The 23,065-nt window shown below is 71.4% G+C and carries 21 protein-coding genes and 1 tRNA gene; 15 read left to right on the forward strand and 7 right to left on the reverse strand.

What is annotated here, in order from left to right; all coding sequences use genetic code 11:
- Nucleotides 1–207: 207 nt before the first annotated feature.
- Complete coding sequence (gene ppdK / locus QSK10_RS21045; protein ID WP_285664627.1) at nt 208–2,880, forward strand: pyruvate, phosphate dikinase; 2,673 nt, start codon at nt 208–210, stop codon at nt 2,878–2,880.
- Between the two features lie 60 nt (nt 2,881–2,940).
- A complete protein-coding gene (locus QSK10_RS21050; RefSeq protein ID WP_285664628.1) occupies nt 2,941–3,294 on the forward strand; it encodes a VOC family protein in 354 nt (117 codons plus the stop codon).
- A 42-nt stretch (nt 3,295–3,336) separates the two neighbouring features.
- Here QSK10_RS21050 and QSK10_RS21055 read toward each other — a convergent pair whose 3' ends face one another.
- The gene (locus tag QSK10_RS21055; protein WP_285664629.1) at nt 3,337–5,250 is read right to left on the reverse strand and encodes a YncE family protein; all 1,914 of its coding nucleotides are present in this window, start codon (nt 5,248–5,250) and stop codon (nt 3,337–3,339) included.
- A gap of 258 nt (nt 5,251–5,508) precedes the next feature.
- Between QSK10_RS21055 and dnaG the strand changes: the two genes are divergently transcribed.
- From dnaG to QSK10_RS21075, 4 genes are read left to right on the forward strand one after another with little or no spacing between them, the layout of a single operon-like run.
- Complete coding sequence (dnaG, locus tag QSK10_RS21060) at nt 5,509–7,356, forward strand: DNA primase (RefSeq protein WP_285664630.1); 1,848 nt, start codon at nt 5,509–5,511, stop codon at nt 7,354–7,356.
- A 50-nt stretch (nt 7,357–7,406) separates the two neighbouring features.
- On the forward strand, nt 7,407–8,339 hold the full coding sequence (locus QSK10_RS21065) for an ABC transporter ATP-binding protein (RefSeq protein ID WP_285664631.1): 933 nt from the start codon (nt 7,407–7,409) through the stop codon (nt 8,337–8,339).
- A complete protein-coding gene (locus tag QSK10_RS21070) occupies nt 8,339–9,106 on the forward strand; it encodes an ABC transporter permease (protein ID WP_285664632.1) in 768 nt (255 codons plus the stop codon). The genes QSK10_RS21065 and QSK10_RS21070 overlap by 1 nt, the downstream gene beginning before the upstream one ends.
- A gap of 1 nt (nt 9,107) precedes the next feature.
- Nucleotides 9,108–9,905: an ABC transporter permease gene (locus QSK10_RS21075; protein WP_285664633.1), complete on the forward strand. Its 798-nt coding sequence runs from the start codon at nt 9,108–9,110 to the stop codon at nt 9,903–9,905.
- A gap of 4 nt (nt 9,906–9,909) precedes the next feature.
- On the opposite strand, the gene QSK10_RS21080 is transcribed toward QSK10_RS21075, so the two are convergent.
- On the reverse strand, nt 9,910–10,452 hold the full coding sequence (locus QSK10_RS21080; RefSeq protein ID WP_285664634.1) for an AAA family ATPase: 543 nt from the start codon (nt 10,450–10,452) through the stop codon (nt 9,910–9,912).
- A gap of 216 nt (nt 10,453–10,668) precedes the next feature.
- Here QSK10_RS21080 and QSK10_RS21085 point away from each other — a divergent pair, with 216 nt between their 5' ends.
- Entirely contained in the window at nt 10,669–11,844 is a 1,176-nt protein-coding gene (locus QSK10_RS21085) for a Gfo/Idh/MocA family protein (protein ID WP_285664635.1), read from the forward strand.
- A 7-nt stretch (nt 11,845–11,851) separates the two neighbouring features.
- On the opposite strand, the gene QSK10_RS21090 is transcribed toward QSK10_RS21085, so the two are convergent.
- Both QSK10_RS21090 and QSK10_RS21095 read right to left on the reverse strand, forming a co-directional pair.
- Nucleotides 11,852–13,069: a chymotrypsin family serine protease gene (locus QSK10_RS21090; protein WP_285664636.1), complete on the reverse strand. Its 1,218-nt coding sequence runs from the start codon at nt 13,067–13,069 to the stop codon at nt 11,852–11,854.
- Between the two features lie 290 nt (nt 13,070–13,359).
- Nucleotides 13,360–13,432: transfer RNA gene (locus QSK10_RS21095), tRNA-Asn, on the reverse strand.
- Between the two features lie 161 nt (nt 13,433–13,593).
- Between QSK10_RS21095 and QSK10_RS21100 the strand changes: the two genes are divergently transcribed.
- Nucleotides 13,594–13,842, forward strand: a complete 249-nt coding sequence (locus QSK10_RS21100; RefSeq protein WP_285664637.1) for a hypothetical protein — start codon at nt 13,594–13,596, stop codon at nt 13,840–13,842.
- On the opposite strand, the gene QSK10_RS21105 is transcribed toward QSK10_RS21100, so the two are convergent.
- On the reverse strand, nt 13,843–14,691 hold the full coding sequence (locus QSK10_RS21105) for a ThuA domain-containing protein (RefSeq protein WP_285664638.1): 849 nt from the start codon (nt 14,689–14,691) through the stop codon (nt 13,843–13,845).
- Nucleotides 14,692–14,916: 225 nt separating this feature from the next.
- On the opposite strand from QSK10_RS21105, the gene QSK10_RS21110 reads away from it, so the two are divergent.
- Both QSK10_RS21110 and QSK10_RS21115 read left to right on the forward strand, forming a co-directional pair.
- Entirely contained in the window at nt 14,917–15,102 is a 186-nt protein-coding gene (locus tag QSK10_RS21110; RefSeq protein WP_285664639.1) for a hypothetical protein, read from the forward strand.
- A 19-nt stretch (nt 15,103–15,121) separates the two neighbouring features.
- The gene (locus QSK10_RS21115) at nt 15,122–16,069 is read left to right on the forward strand and encodes a DUF389 domain-containing protein (RefSeq protein WP_285664640.1); all 948 of its coding nucleotides are present in this window, start codon (nt 15,122–15,124) and stop codon (nt 16,067–16,069) included.
- Here QSK10_RS21115 and QSK10_RS21120 read toward each other — a convergent pair.
- Nucleotides 16,056–16,463 (reverse strand): RidA family protein, encoded by a 408-nt coding sequence (locus QSK10_RS21120; protein ID WP_285664641.1) that lies wholly within the window; start codon nt 16,461–16,463, stop codon nt 16,056–16,058. The genes QSK10_RS21115 and QSK10_RS21120 overlap by 14 nt on opposite strands.
- Nucleotides 16,464–16,497: 34 nt before the next feature.
- On the opposite strand from QSK10_RS21120, the gene QSK10_RS21125 reads away from it, so the two are divergent.
- Together QSK10_RS21125 and QSK10_RS21130 are read left to right on the forward strand one after the other, a co-directional pair.
- Nucleotides 16,498–17,688 (forward strand): alanine racemase, encoded by a 1,191-nt coding sequence (locus tag QSK10_RS21125; protein WP_285664642.1) that lies wholly within the window; start codon nt 16,498–16,500, stop codon nt 17,686–17,688.
- Entirely contained in the window at nt 17,685–19,220 is a 1,536-nt protein-coding gene (locus QSK10_RS21130) for an N-acyl-D-amino-acid deacylase family protein (RefSeq protein WP_285664643.1), read from the forward strand. The genes QSK10_RS21125 and QSK10_RS21130 overlap by 4 nt, the downstream gene beginning before the upstream one ends.
- On the opposite strand, the gene QSK10_RS21135 is transcribed toward QSK10_RS21130, so the two are convergent.
- On the reverse strand, nt 19,217–19,720 hold the full coding sequence (locus tag QSK10_RS21135) for an ABATE domain-containing protein (protein ID WP_285664644.1): 504 nt from the start codon (nt 19,718–19,720) through the stop codon (nt 19,217–19,219). The two genes, QSK10_RS21130 and QSK10_RS21135, sit on opposite strands and share 4 nt — an antisense overlap.
- 92 nt (nt 19,721–19,812) lie before the next feature.
- On the opposite strand from QSK10_RS21135, the gene QSK10_RS21140 reads away from it, so the two are divergent.
- The 3 genes from QSK10_RS21140 (at nt 19,813) to QSK10_RS21150 (ending at nt 22,655) form a co-directional block, all read left to right on the forward strand.
- Nucleotides 19,813–20,253 (forward strand): VOC family protein, encoded by a 441-nt coding sequence (locus QSK10_RS21140; RefSeq protein ID WP_285664645.1) that lies wholly within the window; start codon nt 19,813–19,815, stop codon nt 20,251–20,253.
- A gap of 3 nt (nt 20,254–20,256) precedes the next feature.
- Nucleotides 20,257–21,141, forward strand: coding sequence for a pyridoxamine 5'-phosphate oxidase family protein (locus tag QSK10_RS21145; protein WP_285664646.1), 885 nt, complete (start codon nt 20,257–20,259; stop codon nt 21,139–21,141).
- Nucleotides 21,142–21,299: 158 nt separating this feature from the next.
- Entirely contained in the window at nt 21,300–22,655 is a 1,356-nt protein-coding gene (locus QSK10_RS21150; RefSeq protein ID WP_285664647.1) for a C39 family peptidase, read from the forward strand.
- The last annotated feature ends 410 nt before the right edge of the window (nt 22,656–23,065 follow it).

The following is a 23,065-nucleotide window of genomic DNA, read 5'->3' on the forward strand; positions in this document are numbered from 1 at the left end:
CGTCATTCGCCGGACGTGGGTACGTCCCTTTGGACAAGCTGTCAGCAGTGCTGGTTGTGTGCGCGTGAGTGTGGGAGGGTGAAAACGCGCGCGCGTACGCGACGTGGAGTGCGGTATCCCACTGTGGACTTACGATCACCGTCCGGTGCCGCTAGCCTCCACGACCACACCCCGCTTTCGAAGCGGACGCGCCATCGGGAGGCCGAGATGCAAAGGTTCGTCTTCGATTTCACCGAAGGAAATAAAGATCAGCGCGACCTTCTCGGTGGAAAAGGCGCCAACCTGGCCGAAATGACCCGGATAGGCCTCCCCGTGCCACCCGGCTTCACCATCACCACCGAGGCGTGCCGCGCCTACCTCGCCGACGGCGACGTGCCGTCCACACTCGACGCCGAGATCGCCGAGCACCTCGCCGCCCTCGAAGCGAGCATGGGACGCACCTTCGGCGACGCCGCCGACCCGCTGCTGGTCTCGGTCCGCTCGGGCGCGAAGTTCTCCATGCCCGGCATGATGGACACCGTCTTGAACGTCGGCCTCTCCGACACCAGCGTCGCCGGGCTGGCCGCGCAGTCGGGCTCGGAGCGCTTCGCCTTCGACTCCTACCGCCGCCTCATCCAGATGTTCGGCAAGACCGTCCTGGGCGTACCCGGCGACCCCTTCGAGGACGCCATCCACGAGGCCAAGACCGTCAAGGGCGTCACCGACGACGTCGACCTGGACGCCGCCGACCTGCGCGCCCTCGTCGAGGCCTTCAAGAAGATCGTCGCCGAGCACACCGGCGCCGCCTTCCCGCAGGAGCCCGCCGAGCAGTTGCGCCTGGCCGTCCGCGCGGTCTTCCAGTCCTGGCAGGGCGAGCGCGCCGTCCTCTACCGCCGCACCGAGCGCATCCCCGACGACCTGGGCACCGCCGTCAACATCGTCGCGATGGTCTTCGGCAACCTCGGCGCCGACTCCGGCACCGGCGTGGCCTTCACCCGCGACCCCGCCACCGGCGCCTCAGGTGTCTACGGCGACTACCTGCCCAACGCGCAGGGTGAGGACGTGGTGGCTGGTATCCGCAACACCGTCGCCATCGCCGAGCTGGAGCGCCTGGACAAGGAGAGCTACGACGAGCTGATGCGCTCGGCGCGGATCCTGGAGGACCACTACCGCGACCTCTGCGACATCGAGTTCACCATCGAGCGCGGACGCCTGTGGCTGCTCCAGACGCGCGTGGGCAAGCGCACCGCCGCGGCGGCCTTCACCATCGCGTCCTCGCTGGTCGACGACGGCCTCATCGACATCGACACCGCCACCCGCCGTGTCACCGGCGCGCAGCTGGCGCAGCTGATGTTCCCCACCTTCGGCGACGTCACCGACGTCCCCCGTGTGGCCACCGGCGTCCCGGCCTCACCCGGCGCGGCCGTCGGCGCCGCCGTCTTCGACGCCCACCGCGCCGCCGCGCGCGCCGCGACCGGCGCGCCGGTCATCCTGGTCCGCAAGGAGACCAACCCCGACGACCTGCCCGGCATGATCGCCGCCAAGGGCGTGCTGACCGCGCGCGGCGGCAAGACCAGCCACGCCGCCGTCGTCGCCCGCGGCATGGGCAAGACCTGCGTGTGCGGTGCCGACGCCCTCCAGGTCAACGCCGACCACGCCATCGTCGGCGACGTCACCATCCACGAGGGCGACATCATCTCCGTGGACGGCTCCACCGGCGCCGTCTACCTCGGCGAGGTCCCCGTGCGGCCCTCCCCGGTGGTGGAGTTCTTCGAGACCGGCGAGGTACCCGAGGGCGACCCGCTCATCGCCGCCGTCGCCCGCATCATGGGCCACGCCGACCAGACCCGCCGCCTGGGCGTGCGCGCCAACGCCGACACCGGCGAGGACGCCGCCCGCGCCCGCCGCTTCGGCGCCGCCGGGATCGGCCTGTGCCGCACCGAGCACATGTTCCTCGGCGAGCGCCGCGTCCTCGTCGAACGGCTCGTGCTGGCCGGTGGCGACGCCGAGCGCGAGCCGATCCTGGGCCAGCTCCTCGACCTCCAGCGCGCCGACTTCGGCGACATCCTGCGCGCCATGGACGGCCTGCCCGTCACCATCCGCCTGCTCGACCCGCCGCTGCACGAGTTCCTGCCGTCCCTGGAGGACCTCGCCGTCGAGGTCGCCCTCGCGCAGGCGCGCGGGGAGAGCGATGAGCACCGGGCCGGGCTGCTGGCCGCCGTCCGGCGCATCCACGAGCAGAACCCGATGCTGGGGCTGCGCGGCGTCCGCCTCGGGCTGGTCCTGCCGGGTCTCTACGAGATGCAGGTCCGCGCCATCGCCGAGGCCGCCGCCGCGCTGCGCGCCGAGGGTCTCGACCCGCGCCCGGAGATCATGGTCCCGCTGGTCGGCGACGTCCGCGAGCTGGCCGTCATCCGCGAGCGCGCCGAGGCGGTGCTGGCCGAAGTGGGCGGCCCCGCCCCGATCGGCACGATGATCGAGGTGCCGCGCGCGGCCCTGACCGCAGGGAGCATCGCCGAGAAGGCCGACTTCTTCTCCTTCGGCACCAACGACCTCACCCAGCTGACCTGGGGTTTCTCCCGCGATGACGTGGAGGGTGCGTTCTTCGGCCGCTACCTCGAACTCGGGGTGTTCCCCGTGTCGCCCTTCGAGACCCTGGACGCCACCGGCGTCGGCGAGCTGGTGCGCGTGGCCGTCGAGCGCGGCCGGGCCACCCGTCCCGGCCTGCACCTGGGCGTGTGCGGTGAGCACGGCGGCGACCCCGAGTCGGTGCGGTTCCTGCACGCGGTGGGCCTGGACTACGTGTCCTGCTCGCCGTTCCGGGTGCCGGTGGCGCGGCTGGCGGCGGGACAGGCCGTGATCGAGGAACGACAGAGTGGCGAGCACATTGACAGCCGCTGACCTATTGCCCGGGATCGGGTGACACGGCAGTATCGACTCACCCGACGAAGGGAGTCCACTGTGGGCAGCCGGTGGTACACGCTCGTGGTGGACGCGACCGATCCGGCCAGGCTGGCCCGCTGGTGGGGTGAGGTCCTCGGGTACGAACTGGTCTACGAGGCGAGCACCTACTCGGTGATCGGCGCCGACAAGCACGCCCGGCCCGGCATCTGCTTCGTGCGGGTCGATGACGCCAAGCGCGTCAAGAACCGCCTGCACATCGACCTGAACCCCGATGACCGCGACGCCGAGGTCGAGCGCCTGGTGGACATGGGCGCCCGGCACGTCGACATCGGCCAGAAAGAGGTCCCGTGGGTGGTCCTGGCCGATCCCGAGGGCAACGAATTCTGCGTGCTGACCGCGCGTGAGCACTGAAAAGGGCCCGGACATCACGTCCGGGCCCTTTCTCGTTATGCCTTAGACGACCGGGCGGTCGAGGGTGACCGAGACGCGGAACGGCTTGCCCTTGGGGTCATAGCCGCCGCCGTACTCCCAGCCCTCCTGCGGCAGGGCGACCTTGTTGCCGTCGGCGAAGGCGGCCTCGCCGATCCGGTAGGTGTGCACCAGCCCGGAGAAGTCGGCCACCGCGATGACCGGGACGATCGTGGCCGGGGTGCCCTTCTCGCCCGGGCGCTGGGTGGTGCCCAGGTCCTCGGCGGCGATCGGGTCGGCCAGGCGCGAGTCGGCCAGGGTGCGCGTCACGCGCCCGGCGTTGCCCTCGGTCTGCACCCACTGGACGACGCGGTCGCCGCGCGAGGTGACCAGGAACTGGCCGCCGTCCTTGGTGTGGGTGATCCCGGTCGGGTTGGCGCCGACCTTGATCTGGGCGAGCTCGACGGGCTGGGCGGCGTTCTCCACGCCGATCACCCGCAGGTTCCCGTCGCGGGTGGCGACGTAGGCGAACTTGCCGTCCCAGGCCAGGGCCACGGCGTTGGGGGTGGCCGGGAGGGTCACCGCGCCGCCGGGCTTGGGTGCCATGCCCGGCTCGGCGGAGAACGCCGGGGGCCAGGCCTTCTCACCGCCGCCCGGCTGCGGGAGCTGGGTGACGGAGTCGGCGAAGAAGGCGTCGTTGACGCCGTCGAAGAGCGGGGTCAGGTCGACCACGACGGCCTTGCGCTCGGCGACCGAGGTGATCACGGCCCGTCCGGTGTGCGCGACGGCGGCCTTCCAGTTGGCGCGGCCGGCGGGGCTGGTCAGCCACTCCTGGCGGCGGTCCAGCTCGGTGTTGCCGTGGAAGTCAGTGGTGACGCCGATGGAGGTCGGCGCGGCCAGGTCCAGCGGCACGATGCCCAGCAGCTTCATCGAGGTGATGTAGCCCGAGCCGGGCAGGCCCGCGTAGGCCTTGGCGAAGTCGGCGCGGGTGCTCTGGGCCTTGCCGGTGAGCGCGACGACGGCCAGGCCGCCCTGCGTCTTCTCGGTGTCCCAGGTGGTGATGAGCGCGAACTCGTTGCCGGGGGTCACCGCCACCGAGGTCGGGACGGTGTTCTTCGGCAGCTTCAGGCACTGCCCGTCCTGGGTGCCGCTGGTACCGGCGGTGGCGATCAGGCCCTGGTCGAAGACCATGACGGTGTGCGCGGCCCCGTCCAGGCCGTCGCCGCGCGCCATGTCCACCATGTGCCCGATCGGGATGTCCTTGTCGCGGGCGCAGAAGGCGGCCTTGCCGCTGGTCAGCTCCACCTCGGGATGGCCGTCCTGGGACAGCGCGCCGCCGGGGCGGGGGGCGTAGTCGACGGTGGAGGTGGTCGTCTCCACGGCGGTGATGTGGTCCACACCCGGCAGCTGGCCCTCGGTGGGGAGGTAGCCGACCTGGCCCTGGATGTTCCGCATCGACGTCAGGTCCTGCGGCGGGTTGTTCCCGAGCTGGTACTGGTGGTCCACCTTGCCGGTGGTCGCGCCCAGCGGCTTCGAGCCGGGCTGCGGGACGGTCGGCAGGCCCGCGAAGTCGTCCTCTTTGTGGTACTTGTGCCAGTCGGGGCCGTAACGCCAGGCGATACCGGCCTCGGTGGCCAGCTTGGCGGCCATGTCCTGGTACTTGGCGGGGTCGATCTTGCCGTCGGCGCCCAGCAGCGGGTCCGGGGCCTCCGGGTCCTGCGTGGCCTGCGTGGGGTGGTCCCCGGCCTTGCCGCCCTTGTCGGGGGAGTCCGGCGGCAGGAACACGATCCAGCCGATGAGCGCGAGCATGATCGCCACGCCCGCCAGGTAGATGATCATCCGCACGCCCCGGCCGTGCGTCTCCGGGGCGGACGGCTTCGACGGAGGCGGCGGCGCGGCCGCCGCCGAGGGCTCGGCGGGGTTACCGGGCTCGGGGGTGGGAACCGTAGGGGGCCTCATCGGTGATTCTGTTTCCCTCTGAACGTCATGTGGGCTTGCTCGGCTCACTCAGCAGGCGCAGCACTTCTCGACCGGGTCAGTGGTTTCTCGCATGCGATGGACCAGACGCCCATCGCCGCTGGCGAGGTGCGTCACCCGGGCCCGTCGTTCGCTCGTCGGTGGGGGGACATGGCCTCGGACTCTAGCGCATGACGGTCTCACCATTACCAGCGAACTCGTGCCGAAGAGACACTTCCGGCACGGGGGTAAGGTTGCCGCGTGGCTGGCCGGATCCGGGATGAGGACATCGCCGCGGTGCGCGAGCGCACCGCGATCGAGGACGTCGTGGCCGAGCACGTGACCCTCAAACCCGCCGGAAGCGGCAACCTCAAGGGCCTGTGCCCCTTCCACGACGAGAAGACCCCCAGCTTCCACGTCACCCCCTCCCGCGGCTTCTTCTACTGCTACGGCTGCGGGGTCGGCGGCGACGCCATCAGCTTCCTCATGCGCGTCGACCACCTCTCCTTCGCCGAGTCGATGGAGCGCCTGGCGGGCAAGGCCGGGTACCAGCTGCGCTACGAGGACGCCGGCGGCGCGCACATCATGCGTCCCAAGGTCGGCGTCAAGCAGCGCCTCATCGCCGCCCACGCCGAGGCGGCGCTCTTCTACCAGGAGCAGCTGGCGCGGCCCGAGGCGCAGATCGCCCGCGAGTTCCTCTCCGAGCGCGGCTTCGACCGGTCGGCCGCCGAGACCTACGGCTGCGGTTTCGCCCCCGACGCCTGGGACGTGCTGACCAAGCACCTCCAGCAGAAGGGCTTCACCGCCAACGAGCTCACCGAGGCGGGCCTGGCCAAACCGGCGCGTTCCGGGCGTCTCATCGACCGCTTCCGCCGCCGCCTGATCTGGCCCATCACCGATCTGACCGGCGATGTCATCGGATTCGGCGCGCGCAGGCTCTTCGCCGACGATGACGGCCCGAAGTACCTCAACACCCCCGAAACGCCCCTGTACAAGAAGAGCCAGGTCCTCTACGGCATCAACCACGCCAAGAAGGAGATCGCCAAGCAGGGCCGGGCGGTGATCGTCGAGGGCTACACCGACGTCATGGCCTGTCACCTCGCCGGCGTCCCCACCGCCGTGGCCACCTGCGGCACCGCCTTCGGCGGCGAGCACATCTCCGTCCTGCGCCGCATGCTCATGGACTCCGACGAGTTCGCCGGTGAGATCGTGTTCACCTTCGACGGCGACGCCGCCGGGCAGAAGGCGGCCCTGCGCGCCTTCGAGGACGACCAGAAGTTCGTCGCGCAGACCTTCATCGCCGTCGCCGCCGACGGCATGGACCCCTGCGACCTGCGCCTGGCGCGCGGCGATGACGCCGTCCGCGAACTGGTCGCCGCCCGCGAGCCGCTCATCGCCTTCGCGCTGCGCTCGGTGCTGGCCCGCTACGACCTCGACACCGTCGAGGGCCAGGTCGCCGGGCTGCGCGCCACCGCGCCGATGATCGCCAAGATCAAGGACCGTTCGCTGATCCCCGGCTACATCAACCATCTTGCCGGGCGCATCGGCATCGACGTCGAGCAGGTCCGCCGCGCGGTCGCCTCCGCCTCCGGGCAGCGTGTGGAACCCCCGCGCCGCGCGCCCGTGGCGTCCCCCGACAACCCCCGCTGGATCGTCGAGCGCGAGGCCCTCAAGCTGGCCATCCAGTCCCCGGCCATCGCCGGTCCCTACTTCGACATCGTCGACGAGACCCCCTACGGCCACCCCCTGCACGCCGAGGTCCGCAAGGCCATCGCCGCCGCCGGAGGCGCCTCGGTGGCCTCGGCCGGGCCGGTGTGGATCTCCTCCATCACCGACTCCTGCGCCGACCTGGGCGCCCAGGCCCTCGTCGGCGAACTGGCCGTCGAGCCCCTGCGCGTCCACGGCGAGGCCGACTACACCTACGCCGCCAAGACCCTCGCCCGCGTGCAGATCCCCGCGGTCAACGAACGCGTCGAGTCGCTGAAGTCGCGCCTCCAGCGGGTCAACCCGGTGGAGGAGAAGGACGAGTACATGCGCCTGTTCGGTGAGCTGATCTCGCTCGAACAGCACGCGCGGTCGCTGCGGGAGCAGGCCAGCCAGGCGGTCTAGCCCGCCTAACCCCTTGGCTTTCGTCCCACCCCGCGTGTACGGTCCCGGGCGTGCCAGACGACCAGCCCATGATCTCCGCGCGAGGTCTCATCAAACGTTACGGCGACCACACCGCCGTCGACGGCATCGACATCACCGTGCCCAAGGGCCAGGCCTTCGGGTTCCTCGGCCCCAACGGCGCCGGGAAGTCCACGACCATGCGCATGATCGGGTGCGTCTCCCCACCGACGGCCGGTGAGCTGCGGATCCTCGGCATGGACGCCGCCACGCAGGGCCCGGCGATCCGGGCGCGGCTGGGGGTCGTCCCGCAGGACGACACCCTCGACACCGAACTGAACCTGCTGGAGAACCTGGTCATCTACGCCCGCTACTTCGGCATCAAGTACAAGGTCGCCCGCGAGCGCGCCCGCGAGCTGCTCGACTTCGTGCAGCTCTCCGACCGCGCCGAGTCCAAGGTCGAGGCGCTGTCCGGGGGCATGCGGCGGCGGCTGACCATCGCCCGTTCGCTGATCAACGAACCGGACCTGGTGATGCTCGACGAGCCGACCACCGGTCTCGACCCGCAGGCCCGGCACCTGGTCTGGGAGCGGCTGTTCCGGCTCAAGAAGCGCGGCGTCACCCTCGTCCTCACCACCCACTACATGGACGAGGCCGAGCAGCTCTGCGACCGCCTCGTCGTCATGGACGGCGGCAAGATCGCCGCCGAGGGCACGCCCCGCCAGCTCATCGAGACGCACGTGACCCGCGAGGTCGTCGAGCTGCGCTTCAACACCGAGGACCACTCCGCCTACGCCGAGAAGCTCGACGGCGCCGCCGAGCGCGTCGAGGTCCTGCCCGACCGGGTCCTGCTCTACACCGACGACGGCGAGTCCTCGGTCAGCGAGGTCCACGGGCGCGGACTCAGCCCGGCCTCGGTCCTGGAGCGCCGGGCGACCCTGGAGGACGTGTTCCTGCGCCTGACCGGCCGGACGCTGGTCGACTGATGCGCGCGGGCACCCTTCACGCCTTCGAGCACTGGCTGCTCAACTACAAGCGCACCTGGCACGGGACCCTGTTCTCCGGCTTCCTGCTGCCCGTGCTGTTCATCGTCGGCCTCGGCATGGCCGTCGGCGGCTACGTCAACGGCTCCAGCGCCATCGGCGGCGTCGACTACGTCGCCTTCATCGCGCCGGGCCTGCTGGCCTCCACCGCCTTCCAGATCAGCTCCGGCGAACTGACCTGGCCCGTCTTCGCCGCGACCCGCTGGGGCAGCCAGTACAAGGCCATGCAGGCCTCACCGCTGTCGCCGGGCGAGATCCTCAACGGGCACCTCCTCTACGGCCTGCTGCGGGGGGTGTCCTCGGCGCTGTTCTTCTTCATCGTGATGGCCGTCTTCGGGCTGCTCCAGTCGGCCTGGGCGCCACTGGCGCTACTGGCCGCGGCCGCCACCGCGGCCTCGGTGATCGGCGCGACCTACGCGGTGTCGATGTCGGCCAAGCACGAGTCGGCGCTGTCCATGGTCCACCGCTTCGCGATCCTGCCGCTCACGCTGTTCTCGGCGGTGTTCTTCCCGCTCGCGCAGCTCCCGTCCTACATCCAGCCGCTCGCCTGGATCTCCCCGGTCTGGCACGGCGTGGAACTGTCGCGCGCGGCGACCCTGGGCGTGGCGCCGCCGTGGCCGATCGCCGCGCACATCGGCGTCCTGGCGGTGTGGGCGGTCGGCGGCTGGTACGCCGCCCGGCGCTCGCTGCTCAAGAAACTGAAGGTCTGACATGGCCGTGATGACCACCCTCGCCGTCCGCAACAAGGGACTGCGCCCGGCACCCATGGTCGAGCGCAACTACGCCGTCCACCGGCACGGCTGGATCATGATCATCTCGGGGCTCCTGGAGTCCCTGTTCTACCTGTTCTCCCTCGGCGTCGGCGTCGGCGCGCTGGTCAAGCAGATCGAGCTGCCCGGCGGCCGGATGGTCGACTACGCCGTCTTCGTGGCCCCGGCGATGCTGGCCAACGCCGCCATGAACGCCGCCGTCGCCGAGACCACCTTCAACGTGTTCGGCAAGCTGAAGTGGATGAAGCTCTACGACGGCGTCCTGGCCACCCCGATGCGTCCCCGCGACGTCGCCGCCGGTGAGATCACCTGGGCGCTGATCCGGGGCGCCATCTACAGCGCGGCGTTCCTGGTGGTGATGGCCGCGCTCGGGCTCACCGATACGTGGTGGGCGGTGCTGGCCTTCCCCGGCTCGGTGCTGATCGGGCTGACCTTCTCCGGCATCGGGATGCTGGCCACGACCTACTTCCGCAACTGGCCGGACTTCGACTGGATGATGGCCTTCATCTTCGTGATGTTCCTGTTCTCCGGCTCCTTCGCGCCGATCGAGAACTACCCGTCCTGGCTCCAGTGGGCCGTCTACGCCTCACCGCTCTACCACGGCATCGAGCTGCTGCGCGCCTTCTCGCTGGGCGACCTCAGCCCGATGCTGCTGGTGCACGCCGCCTACCTGGCGGTGGTGGGCGCGGTCTGCATGGGCTTCGCCGCGCGGCGGCTGTCGAAGCTGCTCTACAAGTAGGACGTCACCACAGCGAAGCGGTGGCCCCGCCGTCGAGGATCCGGTCCACGGTCTCCTCGGCGGTGAGGTCGCCGCTGTCCAGCCACAGACCCCGCTTCGGAGTGGTGAGCAGGTCCTCGCGCATCATCGCCACCGCCTCGGTCAGATCGGCCGGCCAGTCGCGGTAGGCGTTCGAGCCGCGCCCCCGCTCGCGGGCGACCACCGCGTCCACAGACGGGTCGAGGACGACCAGGTGCCGCTCATGCCCGGCGACGGCCTCCATCCAGCGCTCGACGTCGGCGCCGAACATGATGTCGCTGCAGGTGAAGTCGAAGCCCGCGTCGGCGTAGTGCTTGGCGAGCAGGGCGGAGCCGGCGTAACGCAGCCGCAGTTGCCGCAGCGCCTCCGGATGCGGGTCGGGGGTCATGTCGACGCCACCGGAGACAACGCCGTTGTAGAGGACGTCGCCGTCGAAATGGGCGGCCAGCGGCAGCCGCCGGGCGAGGAGCTCGGCGACCGTCGACTTGCCCGCGGCCTGGAGTCCGGTGATGAGGAAGATGCGCGCCATGCGCCGATCATCGGGGGCCCGGACGCATCGGTCGAGGGATTTTGCGCCGGGCCGCCGCGTGCGGGGTTCGGCCACGATGTCTGCGGAAGCCCCCCATCCCGTCCGGCGGCGAGGAACCCGTCATCGCGAGGTGGGTGGGGGTTTTGGGGTGGCCGAGGGGCCCCGGACGCATCGGTCGGGGGATTTTGTCGCGCCTGCGCGATAGGGTGCGGATCCATGGGCGCTTCAACGCTTCGGGTGGGGATGATCGGGTACGCGTTCATGGGCCAGGCCCATTCGGCCGCGTGGCGGGAGGTGAACCCCGTCTACGCCGATCTGCCGGTCACCGTCGAGATGACCGCGCTGTGCGGGCGCAGCCGCGACAAGGTCGAGGCCGCGGCCCGCCAGTACGGCTGGTCGCGCTACGAGACCGACTGGCGGGCGATCGTGGCCGCCGACGACATCGACATCGTCGACATCGGCACGCCCGGACACACCCACGCCGAGATCGCGGTGGCCGCGCTGCGCGCCGGCAAGCACGTCCTGTGCGAGAAGCCCCTCGCCAACTCCGTCGCCGAGGCCGAGGCGATGGCCAAGGCCGCCGCCGAGGCGCCCGGGCTGACCGCCATGTGCGGCTTCACCTACCGCCGCGTCCCGGCGGTCACGTTCCTGCGGCACCTGGTCCAGTCCGGCCGCTTCGGGCGCATCCGGCACGTGCGCGCCCAGTACCTCCAGGACTGGCTCGTCGACCCCGACGCCCCCTGGACGTGGCGGCTGGCGCGCGCGAAGGCCGGGTCCGGTGCCCTCGGCGACATCGGCTCCCACATCGTCGACCTCGTCAACTACGTCACCGAACAGCACGTCACCCGCGTCGTGGGCACCACCCGCACCTTCGTCGCCGAACGGCCCCTCGCCGACGACGACGGCACCGGCGAGGTCGACGTGGACGACGCGGTGTCCTTCCTCGCCGACCTCGACGGCGGCGCGATGGCCACCTTCGAGGCCACCCGCATGGCCACCGGACGCAAGAACGCGCTGCGCCTGGAGATCAACGGCCTCAAGGGCTCGGCCGTCTTCGACCTGGAACGCCCCAACGAGCTCGACTTCCACGACACCGACGTGGCCACCGTCGAGCAGGGCTTCCGGCGCATCCTCGTCACCGAGAAGTCGCACCCCTACTTCGACGTGTGGTGGCCGCCCGGGCACACCATCGGCTACCAGCAGCCCTTCACCCACCAGGCCCACGACTTCCTGCGCTCCATCATCGACGGCGTCCCCGCCAGCCCCTCCTTCGCCGACGGGCTGCGCGTCCAGCGCGTGCTCGACGCGGTGGAGAAGAGCGCGGCGAGCGGGGGCTGGGTCGAGGTCGGCGAGGAGAAGAAGCGGCGGGGACGCCGGGGGCGCAAGGGGTAGCCGCCGGTCAGGCGATGTGCATCCCGAAGGAGCCGAGGATGTCGGTCGCCTCCGTCCAGCGCACGAGGGAGCGGCCGCCCCAGCTCACGATGCCCCGGACCTGACGCGAGGAGCCGGTCGTGGTCCACACCGTCCCGCCGGAGTCACCGGGGCGGGCCGCGTCGCCGGGGGTGTCCTTGGCGGCCTCGACACCGCGGTGCCCCTTGCCGTTCTCGCCGGTCCACGTGACGTCCTGGTTGATGACGTGGATGTCGCAGACCTGCCCGGAGCTGAAGCCCGAGTGGCAGACCCAGTCGCCCTGGTAGGAGTAGCGGATCCCGCTGATCTGGCGGTCGACGGTGGAGTCCTGCCCGCCCTCCCACACCCACGCGGCCGTGGTGCCGGTGGAGGAGGTGTCGATGGCGGCGGCGTCCCACCAGTCGTTGACCCCGGAGACGTAACCGATGCGGTTGCGGCCGTAGTTCTCCCAGCCGGTCCACACGTCCTGGCCCGAGCCGAAGCAGTGCGCGGCGGTGATCAGGTACGAGCGGTTGTCGGAGTTGGCGCGCGCCGGGATGCCCGACGTGCACAGCCAGCCGTCGCCCGCCGTCGTCCCCGAGCCGCTCAGCGCGGCCCCGCCGATCCAGGACGTGGTGTCGCGCCGCCGCGAGGTGTCGCCGCCTGCGGCCGCGGCCTGCTCCACCCGCACGCTCACCCCGAACAGCTCCGGGGCGGCGCGCAGGCCCGCCGGGGCCGCCGCGAGGTCCCGGACCCGCAGCGTCAGCCCAGAGCCGGTGGGCGCGACGACGATGGACTCCACGTCGAGCCCCAGGGAGGCGCGCTCGGCGAGGACGCGGTCGCGGGCCGCGCCCAGTCGGGCGCGGGTGTAGGCGGCCCGCTCGAAGCGGAGCAGCCCGAAGTCGGCGCCCTTGTCCAGCCGCCGCGCGGCGGCCAGGAGGGCGCCCTTGCGGGAGGGGTCGGTGAGGTGCGCGAGGACCGCGCCGTGGTTGGCGTCGAGGACGACACCGGCGTAGTAGGCGGCACCGGTGTCGCGGCCGGCGGCGTCCACGGCGTCGGCGACCCGGCGCAGCGGTTCCAGCAGCTCGTTCTGCTCGGCGAGACTCAGCTCGGCGATCTCGGCGTCGGTGCGGACGGTTCCGGCCGCCTGGGCGGTGCCCGCGTGGAGCAGGCCGGCCAGCGTGGCGGCCGTCGCGAGGACGGCGAGCGCCCTTGCCCGAATGCGCATGAGGGGTTCCTTTCGAAGCCGCGCGTGGGGGTGAGGGCAGAAAGCTAGGCCGGGGGCGGCCCGTCCGGCAAGATCGGCGCTCCAGTGTGGAGCGGGCGGGCCGGGAACGCGTCAAGGGCCTGAGCTGGGCGAAGTAACTTGACAATGGCTAAATTCCGGCGCGCCTTGATGTGATCGACCGCACGAAGGCCTGGACGATCGATCATCGCCGGGCTAGCCGTGAGCCACGTCATGCGCACGGCGGGTACGCAAAAAGACCCGGCCATCGGCCGGGCCCTTCCCCTCGCTCGCTCCCTGTGATGGACTCGAACCATCAACCTGCCGGTTAACAGCCGGCTGCTCTGCCAATTGAGCTAACAGGGATCAGCGCCTCGTTCGGCGCCGGACCAACAATACAGGAGCCCTCCGGGGGTCGTTCAAGGGGATATCCCATGTCCGGTTCGGCGGCTCTGCCAGCCAAGACGCATGATCCCCGGCAAAATGGGCACCCGACGGGCAAACGGGTACGACGAAAGGGGTGTGCCATGCGGAAAGTGGCGTTCGCGGCCGGGCTGGCGATCGGTTACGTACTCGGTGCCAAGGCGGGCCGGGAGCGTTATGAGCAGATCCTGCGGGGCTTCAAGCGGTTCCGCGACAACCCGACGGTCCAGAGCACGGCGGGGCTGGTGCGCGGCCAGGCCACGCGGCTGGCCGACAAGGGCAAGGACGCCTTCGCGCGCACCAAGGTCGGCGCGGCCGTGATGGGCGCGCAGGACGAGCACGGCGGCTTCTAGTCAGGCCGCGGGCACCGGGCGTCCGGTGCGGGTGACGGCGATGACGCCGCCGACGACGATCGCGCCGATCCACAGCACGAAGGCGACCACGTAGGGCCAGGCGGGCGCGGCCTGGTCCGTTCGCTGAAGCTGCGGCTCGGACGTCCCGCTGGCCCACCAGAGGCCGCCGCGCAGCAGCTTCAGGAAGTCGCCCTCGCCCCAGGCCTCCCAGTCGTTGCCCATGGACGTGACGAAGACGCGGCCGGAGTCGAGCTCGTGGCCCCAGGCGGAGGTGGTGGGCTTGCCGCCGGGGCCGGGGTAGGTGGCCAGCTGCGTGAAGCCGGGCAGGTCGACGGGGTCGGTGGAGGGCGTCCACCAGGTGTCGATCACGTCGAAGGAGCTGGGGGACTTACCCGTGGCCGGGTGCGAGGGGTAGACCGTCACGTCCCGCTTCTCCGCCGACTGGTCCTTCGTGGACACCCGGGTGCCGACCAGTTCCTCGTACCAGGTCTCGGCCGGCTGGGCGTTGACGCTGCCGGCACCGGCGATGACCAGCCCGTGCCCGGCGCGGGTCCAGGCGCCCAGGGCGTCGCCGCTGAACGAGGTGACACCGGCCAGTAGGACGGCCTGATAGCCCGCCAGGCGCTCGGGGGTGAGCGCGGTGTCGTGGCTGACGTCGAAGCGGACGCCGTAGGTGCGCCCGAGGATCGCGGTGGCCTGCTCGGCGCGCTCGGAGACGATGTCGTCGGGCAGGTCCGGGGTCAGCATGAGCACGGTGAAGGCCGGCTTCTCCTCGGCCGCGGCGGCGGGCGCGCCCGCGAGCAGGGCGAGGAGCAGCGTGAGAGCGGAGAGGACGACCCGGCGCACCATGGGGTCAACCTACCGGGTCCGGCCCGCGCCGCGCATTGTGCGGCCGATCGGCGACGGCCGTCACGAAAACGCGAGGTACATCTGTCGGATCAACGACAAACGGAGTCGCACGGATCCGTCCGGCCATTCCTCAGAATCACCCTTCTGTGACACCCCACGGGTACTTCGGCGCTGCGATATTTGAAGCACGCAGCAGGCCGACAAGGACCAGCGCAAGGGGTTGCCGTGACCGCCATCGACGAACTTCGCTCCCGGATCCGCGCCGCCGAGACCGCGCTCATGGCCCACGCCCCCGACCCGTTCTCCGGCTGGTGCCACACCTGCCGCGTCCCCGGACCCTGCCCCGCCTACCGCCCCGCCGCCAGACGGCTCGGCGAGCTGCGCGAGCTGCGGGACCGATCCGACGGGTGACTGCCGTACGGTGACTCGCGTGCTGCACCTGCGAATCATCGTCCCGGCCGACCGCACCGACGCCGTCTGCGAGCTGCTCCTGGCCCACGAGGGCGTCACCAACCTCGTCGTGCTCCCCAAAGCGGCCCGCGAGCCCGCCGGCGACGTCGTGATGTGCGACGTGGCGCGCGAGGCGGCCAACGGCGTCCTCGCCGGACTCGACGAACTCGGCATCGACCACGACGGCTCCATCGCCGTCGAACGCGTCGACCTGTCCATCTCCGACGGCGCCGAACAGGCCAAGGAGACCGCGCCCGGCCACTCCGACGACGCCGTCGTGTGGGAGGAGTTCGGCAGCCGCGTCGAAGAGGGCAGCCACCTCACCTGGTCCTACGCGGCCTTCCTGGCCATCGCCGTGCAGATCGCCGCCATCGGCGTCCTCGTCGACTCGCCCATCCTCATCGTCGGCGCCATGGTCCTGGGCCCGGAGTTCGGGCCCATCGCCGCCATCTGCTTCGGCCTCCTGCGCCGCGAATGGCGCCTGGTCGGCAAGGCCACCTGGACCCTCGTCGCCGGATTCGCCTCCGCCATCGCCGTCACCTGGCTGTGCGCCTTCGTCTCCCACAAGATGGGCTGGTTCGACGGCTCCTGGCTGGAGGGCGTCGGCCGCGAGACCCAGTTCATCGTCAAACCCGACCGCTGGTCCTTCATCGTCGCCCTGCTGGCCGGCGCGGCCGGGATGCTGTCGATGACCTCCGACAAGTCCACCGCCCTGGTGGGCGTGTTCATCTCGGTCACCACCGTCCCGGCCGCCGGGTACATCGCCGTCGCCCTCGCCGTGTCCCACTGGGAGGAGGTCACCCCCTCCCTCGTGCAGCTCGGCGTCAACATCGCCGGAATGATCGTGGCCGGACTGGCCACCCTCATCGTGCTGCGCGTGGTCTGGGGCAAGGCGCGGTTGCGCCAGCGCCTGGTCAGTCCGCGATGACGGCCAGCGCGTCGATCTCGACCAGCATCTCCTCACGCGGCAGGCCCGTCATCACCGTCGTCCGCGACGGCAGCACACCACTGGGCACCCGCGCCGAGACGAACTCGCCGTAGGCCTCGTTCATCTCCGCGAAGTGATCGCGGGTGGTCAGGTACACGCGCAACATGATGACGTCGTCCAGGCTCGCGCCACCCGCCTTGAGGATCGCCTCGACGTTCTCCAGGGTCTTGATCGTCTGCGCCTTCACGTCACCGGGGAACAGGTACTCACTCGTCGCCGGATCCACCGGCCCCTGACCCGAGACCTGCAGGAGCGGTCCTTTGCGGACACCCTGTGAGAAGGTGTGGGCGGGGGCTGGGGCGGCGTCGGTACGGACAGCGGTCTTGTCGGCCATGCGGGTAACTTACATCCGTGATCTAGGAGGCGCGATGCTCGACGAGTCGATCCTGCGCGGTGAGCGGGACATCCGGCTGGACTGGCGATGGAAGGCCGTGCCGCCCTCGGCGCACGGGCTCACCCTCGACGAGTGGCTGGCCACCCGGCCGCGCCTGGACGACCTCGGCACGCCCCTGCTGACCCTCGACGCCGACGCCCTCGCCCACAACATCACCGCCATGGCCGCCTGGTGCGCCGAGCGCGGCGTCCTGCACGCGCCGCACGGCAAGACCACCATGGCCCCCGCCATCTGGGACCGCCAGCTGCGCGCCGGAGCCCACGCCCTCTCGCTGGCCACCGTCCCGCAACTGCGGGTCGCGCGCGCCTTCGGCGTGCCGCGCGTGCTGCTGGCCAACGAGCTCGCCGACGCCGCGTCCGCGCGCTGGATCGCCGAGGGCGACACCGAGGTGTGGTGCCTGGTCGACTCCGCGGACGGGGTCGCGGTGCTGGACGCCGCGGGCGCGCCGCTGCGGGTGCTGGTCGAGCTGAGCGCGCCCGGCGGGCGGGCAGGCGCGCGGTCGGTCGAGGACGCCCGCGAGGTCGCCGCGGCCGTCACCGCCTCGCGCAACCTGAGCCTGGCGGGCGTCTCGGGCTGGGACGGCGGTGTCGCCCACGACGCCTCGGCGGCCGACCTGGCCAAGGTCGACGACCTGCTGAACGGGCTGCGGACGCTGCACGAGAGCCTCGACTACGGCGTGGACCGCCCGATCGTGACCGCCGGCGGCTCGGTCTACTTCGACCAGGTAGCCGATCACCTGGCGGGGCTGGCGGGCGCCGACGTCCTGGTGCGCTCGGGCTCCTACGTCACCCACGACGACGGGACCTACGCCGAGCTGAGCCCGGGCCTGCGCGGCCACAGTGGACCCGCGCTGCGTCCGGCGCTGCGGGCCTACGGGCGGGTCATCTCGCGCCCGGAGCCGGATCTGGCCATTGTGGACGCCGGTCGCCGCGACGTGCCCTTCGACAACGGCCTGCCGATCCCGCTGGACCTGCCCGGCGCGCGGGTGACCCAGCTGAACGACCAGCACATCTTCCTGGCCGGTGAGCTGGACGGCGTGCGCGTCGGCGACCGGGTGCGCTTCGGCATCTCGCATCCGTGCACGGCCTTCGACAAGTGGGACCTGATCCCGGTGCTGGACGCCGAGGGCGTCGTGGTCGACGCGATCCGGACGTACTTCGGGTGATCGTCTCCGGCGCGACCATCGTGGACGGCACCGGCGGCCCCGGCCGGGTCGCCGACGTGCGCATCGCCGACGGCCGCATCGCCGAGATCGGCCGCATCGGCGGCGGTCTCGACGCCACCGGGCTGGTCCTGGCCCCGGGTTTCGTGGACATGCACTCGCACTCCGAGGCGCGGCTGACCGACCCGGGCTTCACCGCCAAGGCCCGGCAGGGTGTGACCACCGAGCTGGTGGGGCAGGACGGGCTGTCCTACGCGCCGGTCTCGCCGTCCACTTCGGACGGTGTGCGGGCCACCATCACCGGCTGGCACGGCGCCGGGCATCCCGGCTTCGCCTCGGTGGCCGACTATCTGGCCCACTTCGACGCCGGGACCACCGCGAACGTCGCCTACCTGGTGCCGCACGGCAACATCCGGGCGATGGCCGTCGGCTTCGAGAACCGCGCGGCCACGCCGGAGGAGCTGGACGTGATGCGCGGCCTGCTGGCGCGCGGGCTCGACGAGGGCGCCTTCGGGATGTCCACCGGGCTCACCTACGTCCCGGGCATGTACGCCGGCACCGGCGAGCTCGTCGAGCTGTGCAAGGTGGTGGCCTCGCGCGGCGGATTCCACGACACGCACCACCGCTCCTATGGCGCGGGTGCGCTGGAGGCCTACGCCGAGATGATCGCGGTGGCCCGGGAGTCGGGCTGTGCGCTGCACCTGGCGCACGCGACGATGAACTTCCCGCCGAACAAGGGCCGCGCGGCCGAGCTGCTGTCCCTTGTGGACGAGGCGGTGTCCGGCGGGCTCGACCTGAGCTTCGACACCTACCCGTACCTGGCCGGTTCGACCACGCTGGCGGCGCTGCTGCCCAGCTGGGTGGCCGCCGGTGGACCGGCGGCGACGCTGGAGCGGCTGGCCGATCCGGCGCTGCGCGAGCGCATCCGCCACGACATGGAGGTAGTGGGTCCCGACGGCTCGCACGGCGTCCCGATGGACTGGTCCACAGTGGAGATCGGGGGAGTGGCCGACCCGGCGAACTCCCACGCCGTCGGCAAACGGGTCAGTGAACTCCCCGGTGAGCCGTTCATCGCCTATGTCGAGCTGCTGCTGGCCGACCGGCTCGGTCCCACGATCCGCCAGCACGTCGGGCACGAGGAGAACGTGCGGGCCATCATGACCCACCCGGCGCACACCGCCGGGAGCGACGGGCTGTTCGCCGGTGCGATGCCGCATCCGCGCGCTTTCGGGACCTTCCCGCGCTACCTGGGCCACTACGTGCGCGAGACGGGCGTCCTGACGCTGGAGGAGTGCGTGCGGCACCTGGCGGCCACTCCCGCGCGGCGGCTCGGGCTGCGCGACCGCGGCCTGGTCGCCGAGGGCTATGCCGCCGACCTGGTGCTCTTCGACCCGGCGACGGTGGCCGACACCGCGACTTACGACGACCCGTTCGGTGAGCCGGAGGGGATTCCGTGGGTGTGGGTCAACGGCGAGGCGGTGGTCGCCGACGGGAAGCCGACGGGCGCGCTGCCCGGTAAGGCGCTGCGTTCTTAGAGCCCTTTGACCTTCTCGTAGTGCCGGGCCGCGCGGACCTTGTTGCCGCAGCCGGGCGAGCACCACTCGCGGCGCGGGTGGTCCTTGACGAACAGCAGGACGCATTCCTTGCGCCCGCACACCCGCACGTGCCCCTCGGTGAGCAGTGTGATCGCGTCCTCGGCGAGGGCGGCCAGGGCCGCGGCGACCGGGGGGCCGGTGCGCGCGTCGCGCGTGGTCAGCGCGGGCGTCAGCTCGCGCCAGTGGGGTGCGGCGGCGGTGGTGGCGTTGATGACGGCGAGGTCGCCCGGGGCGGGCGCTTCGCCCTCGGCGAGGGCGGCGGCAGCGGCGCGGAAGGCGTCGCGCAGGGCCCGCGCGGCGTCCAGGTCGTCCCCGGTCGGCGTGGCGTCGACTGTGAGGAGGGCGGCCAGCTCGGCGGTGGTGGTCAGGCCGTCCCGGAGCTTGCCGCGCACGGCGTAGGTGGTGTTGGCCAGCCCGATCGCGGGCGGGGGAACCGTCATGGTCTAACGGTAGCGCGGCCTTGCGTCCGTTAGATATCCATGGCAGGATTCTCACGGATGGAGTTGAGTGTAACCGTGAGAAAAGAGGGATCATGAGCCTGAAAACTTCGCATGTCGGCATCAACGTCACCGAGCTGAGCCGCTCGGTCGCCTTCTACGAGACCGTCCTGGGCCTGACGTCCGGCGGTGAGCGGACGCACGAGGGCCTGCGCTTCGCGATGCTCGGCCGCGACGGGCAGCTCGTGGTGACGCTGTGGCAGCAGAGCACCGGGACCTTCGCCGCCGACCGGCCCGGCCTGCACCACCTCGCCTTCGAGGTGCCCGACCGGGAGGCCGTGGAGGCGGTCGCCGCGCTCGTCGAGGACGCCGGTGGCGCGTTCGTCCACGATGGAGTCGTCCGGCACGGCGAGCACGGCCATTCCGGCGGGATCTTCTTCACCGACCCCGACGGGACGCGCCTGGAGGTGTCCACATCGGACGTCGGTGACGCGCCGGTGCCGGTCTCCGGCGCCCCCACCTGCGGATTCTTCTAGACCATGCTGCACACGGGAGAAGTCGCCGTCCAGCAACGCGCGGGCGTGCGGGCGCCGAAGATGGGCTCGGCCCGCGTCGGCGCCGACATCCCCGAGGTGGCCGCCGGGTTCCTGGCCGCCCAGGCCGTGGTCGTGATCGCCGGGGACGACGCGTCCGGCGACCGCTGGGCGGGCGCGGTCTTCGGCGCGCCGGGCTTCGCCACCGCGCCCGACGCGCGGACCGTCGACCTGCGCGCCCTGCCCGGCGAGCCCCTCGGCGGGGCCTTCGACAATGGCGCGGAGATCGGCATGATCGCGATCGAACCGGCCACCCGGCGGCGGATGCGCGTCAACGGCCGGGCCGAGCGCGACGGCGAGGGGCTGCGGGTGCGGACCACTCAGGTCTACTCCAACTGCCCCAAGTACATCCAGGCCCGCGAGACCACCGGCCTGTTCACCGATCCGCCCGGACCGGCCGTGCGCGGCGGCGCGCTGACCACGGGGCAGCGCGAGCTGATCGCGGCCGCCGACACGTTCTTCATCGCCACCGGGGCCGAGGGCGTCGGGCTGGACGCCTCCCACCGGGGCGGCGCGCCGGGCTTCGTGACCGTCCACAGTGGCTCGCGACTGTCCTTTCCGGACTACCGGGGCAACGCGATGTACATGACCCTGGGCAACCTGGAGCTCGATCCCCGCTGCGGCCTGCTGTTCTGGGACTTCGAGGGGGATCGCGCGCTGCACGTCACCGGCACCGCGAGCACCGATTGGGACGCCGATCGGGCGGCGGCGGTGCCGGGGGCGATGCGCATGGTCGACGTCGAGGTCACCGGTGTGGTGGAGGTGCCCGGCGGGCAGCGGCTGCGCTGGGACTTCCACGACTACTCGCCGGCGAATCCCGCGCTGGTCTGACGGGGGCGGCGCGCGGTCCTCTTGGCGGGCCGCGCGCCGGATCCGGTGGTCCCTATCGGATCCCGGGCCCGTACGGGAGCCCCTTTTCGGTGCTTGCCTACGCCATGCGCGGTTGGGATAGTAGGAATCCTTCATTCACGCACGCGTAAGGGAAGCCCATGAGTCAGTCCGTGTCCCGCCGGACCGTCCTCGCCGCGGGGCTCGCCGCGGCCGCCTCCACCGTCGCCGTCCCCGCGCTGGCCGGGACCGCCGCCGCCGGGCACGGCGACCCGATCGACGCCCCCGTCGACTACCGCGGCTGGGAGTCCATTCTCGACTGGCTGCACGGCCGGGGCCAGGGCGTCCGCGTCGAACCGCGCGGCCGCGACGGGATCGTCATCTCGCGTCCACAAGGGATGTTCGATTACACGGACCCGCACACCGGCACCACCGCGAGCTGGGAGTACGGGACCTGGACCGGGCCGTGGCACGAGCTGCCCTTCGGTGCGAGCGAGCTGGTGGCGTCCTGGAACGCCGACACCCCCGCCGGAACCTGGATCCAGATCGAGATGCTCGGCCGCTACCAGGACGACACCGAGACCCCCTGGTACGTCCTGGGCCGCTGGGCCGCCGGTGACGGCGACATCCGCCGCACCTCCGTCGACGGTCAGGGCGACCCCCGGTCCACCATCTACACCGACACCTTCTCCATCGACGACCCCACCGTCAACCGCCTGGCCGCCTACCGGCTGCGCGTCACGCTCTACCGCCGTCCCGGCAGCCACCTCAGCCCGCGGGTGTGGCGGGTGGGCGCGATGGCCTCCGACATCCCCGACCGCTTCGAGGTGCCCGCGTCCACGCCCGGCGAGGCCGCCGGGATCGAACTGGTCGTGCCGCGCTTCTCCCAGAACATCCACGCCGGTCAGTACCCCGAGTACGACAACGGCGGCGAGGCCTGGTGCAGCCCGACGTCCTCGCAGATGATCCTGGAGTACTGGGGCAGGAAGCCCACCGCCGAGCAGCTCGCCTGGGTCAACCCTGCCTACGCCGACCCGCAGGTCTGCCACGCCGCCCGCTTCACCTACGACTACCAGTACGAGGGCTGCGGGAACTGGCCGTTCAACGCCGCCTACGCCACCACCTACAACGGCATGGACGCCATCGTCACCCGCCTGCGCTCGCTGGCCGACGCCGAACGGCTCATCGCCGCCGGGATCCCGGTGATCACCTCGCAGTCGTTCCTCAAGACCGAGCTGGACGGCGCCGGCTACGGCACCTCGGGGCACCTGATGACCGTCATCGGCTTCACCGCCGAGGGCGACGTCATCGCCAACGACCCCGCCTCGCCCAGCGACGAGGCCGTCCGGCACGTCTACAAGCGACGCCAGTTCGAGAACATCTGGCTGCGCACCAAGCGCTACAACTCCTCCGGCAAGGTCGTCGGCGGCAGCGGCGGCGTCTGCTACCTGTACAAGCCGGCCGGCAAGAAGTGGCCGCGCCTGGTCGACCGCCGCGTCCGCGTCTGGGGCGACTAGGGAGTGTCCGGTGGATCGTCGGTGCCTGATCATGATGGCGGCGGTGGCCCAGGCGGCGTTGCGGCGGGCGTAGAGGGTCCTATCAAAGGCCGGTAGCCGCCCGCTGCGGAGCCCTTGATGGGGTGGTGGTTGCCTGCGCTGGCCGGGGATCACATGCCAGATCCCCTGTCGGCACAGGTGCCTTCAGGCTAGGTAATGGATGTGTAGCCCAGAGTGTCGATTAGTATCTCGGGACGCCGCCTTGGTGATCTGCGCTTCCCTTCAGAACCGCGATTGCATCCAGCAACGGGAACAACGTCGGGTGTCCCCTGCCTGGCCCGGGGTGGCCAGAATCGACAGGGGCCAACCTGGCCATCGACGGCAAAGTGGATCTTGGTGGACGGCCCGCCATGCGGGTAGCGACGACCCTG

It is taken from the genome of Actinorhabdospora filicis, from assembly GCF_030269765.1.
GTDB classification, from domain to species: Bacteria; Actinomycetota; Actinomycetes; order Mycobacteriales; family Micromonosporaceae; genus Actinorhabdospora; species Actinorhabdospora filicis.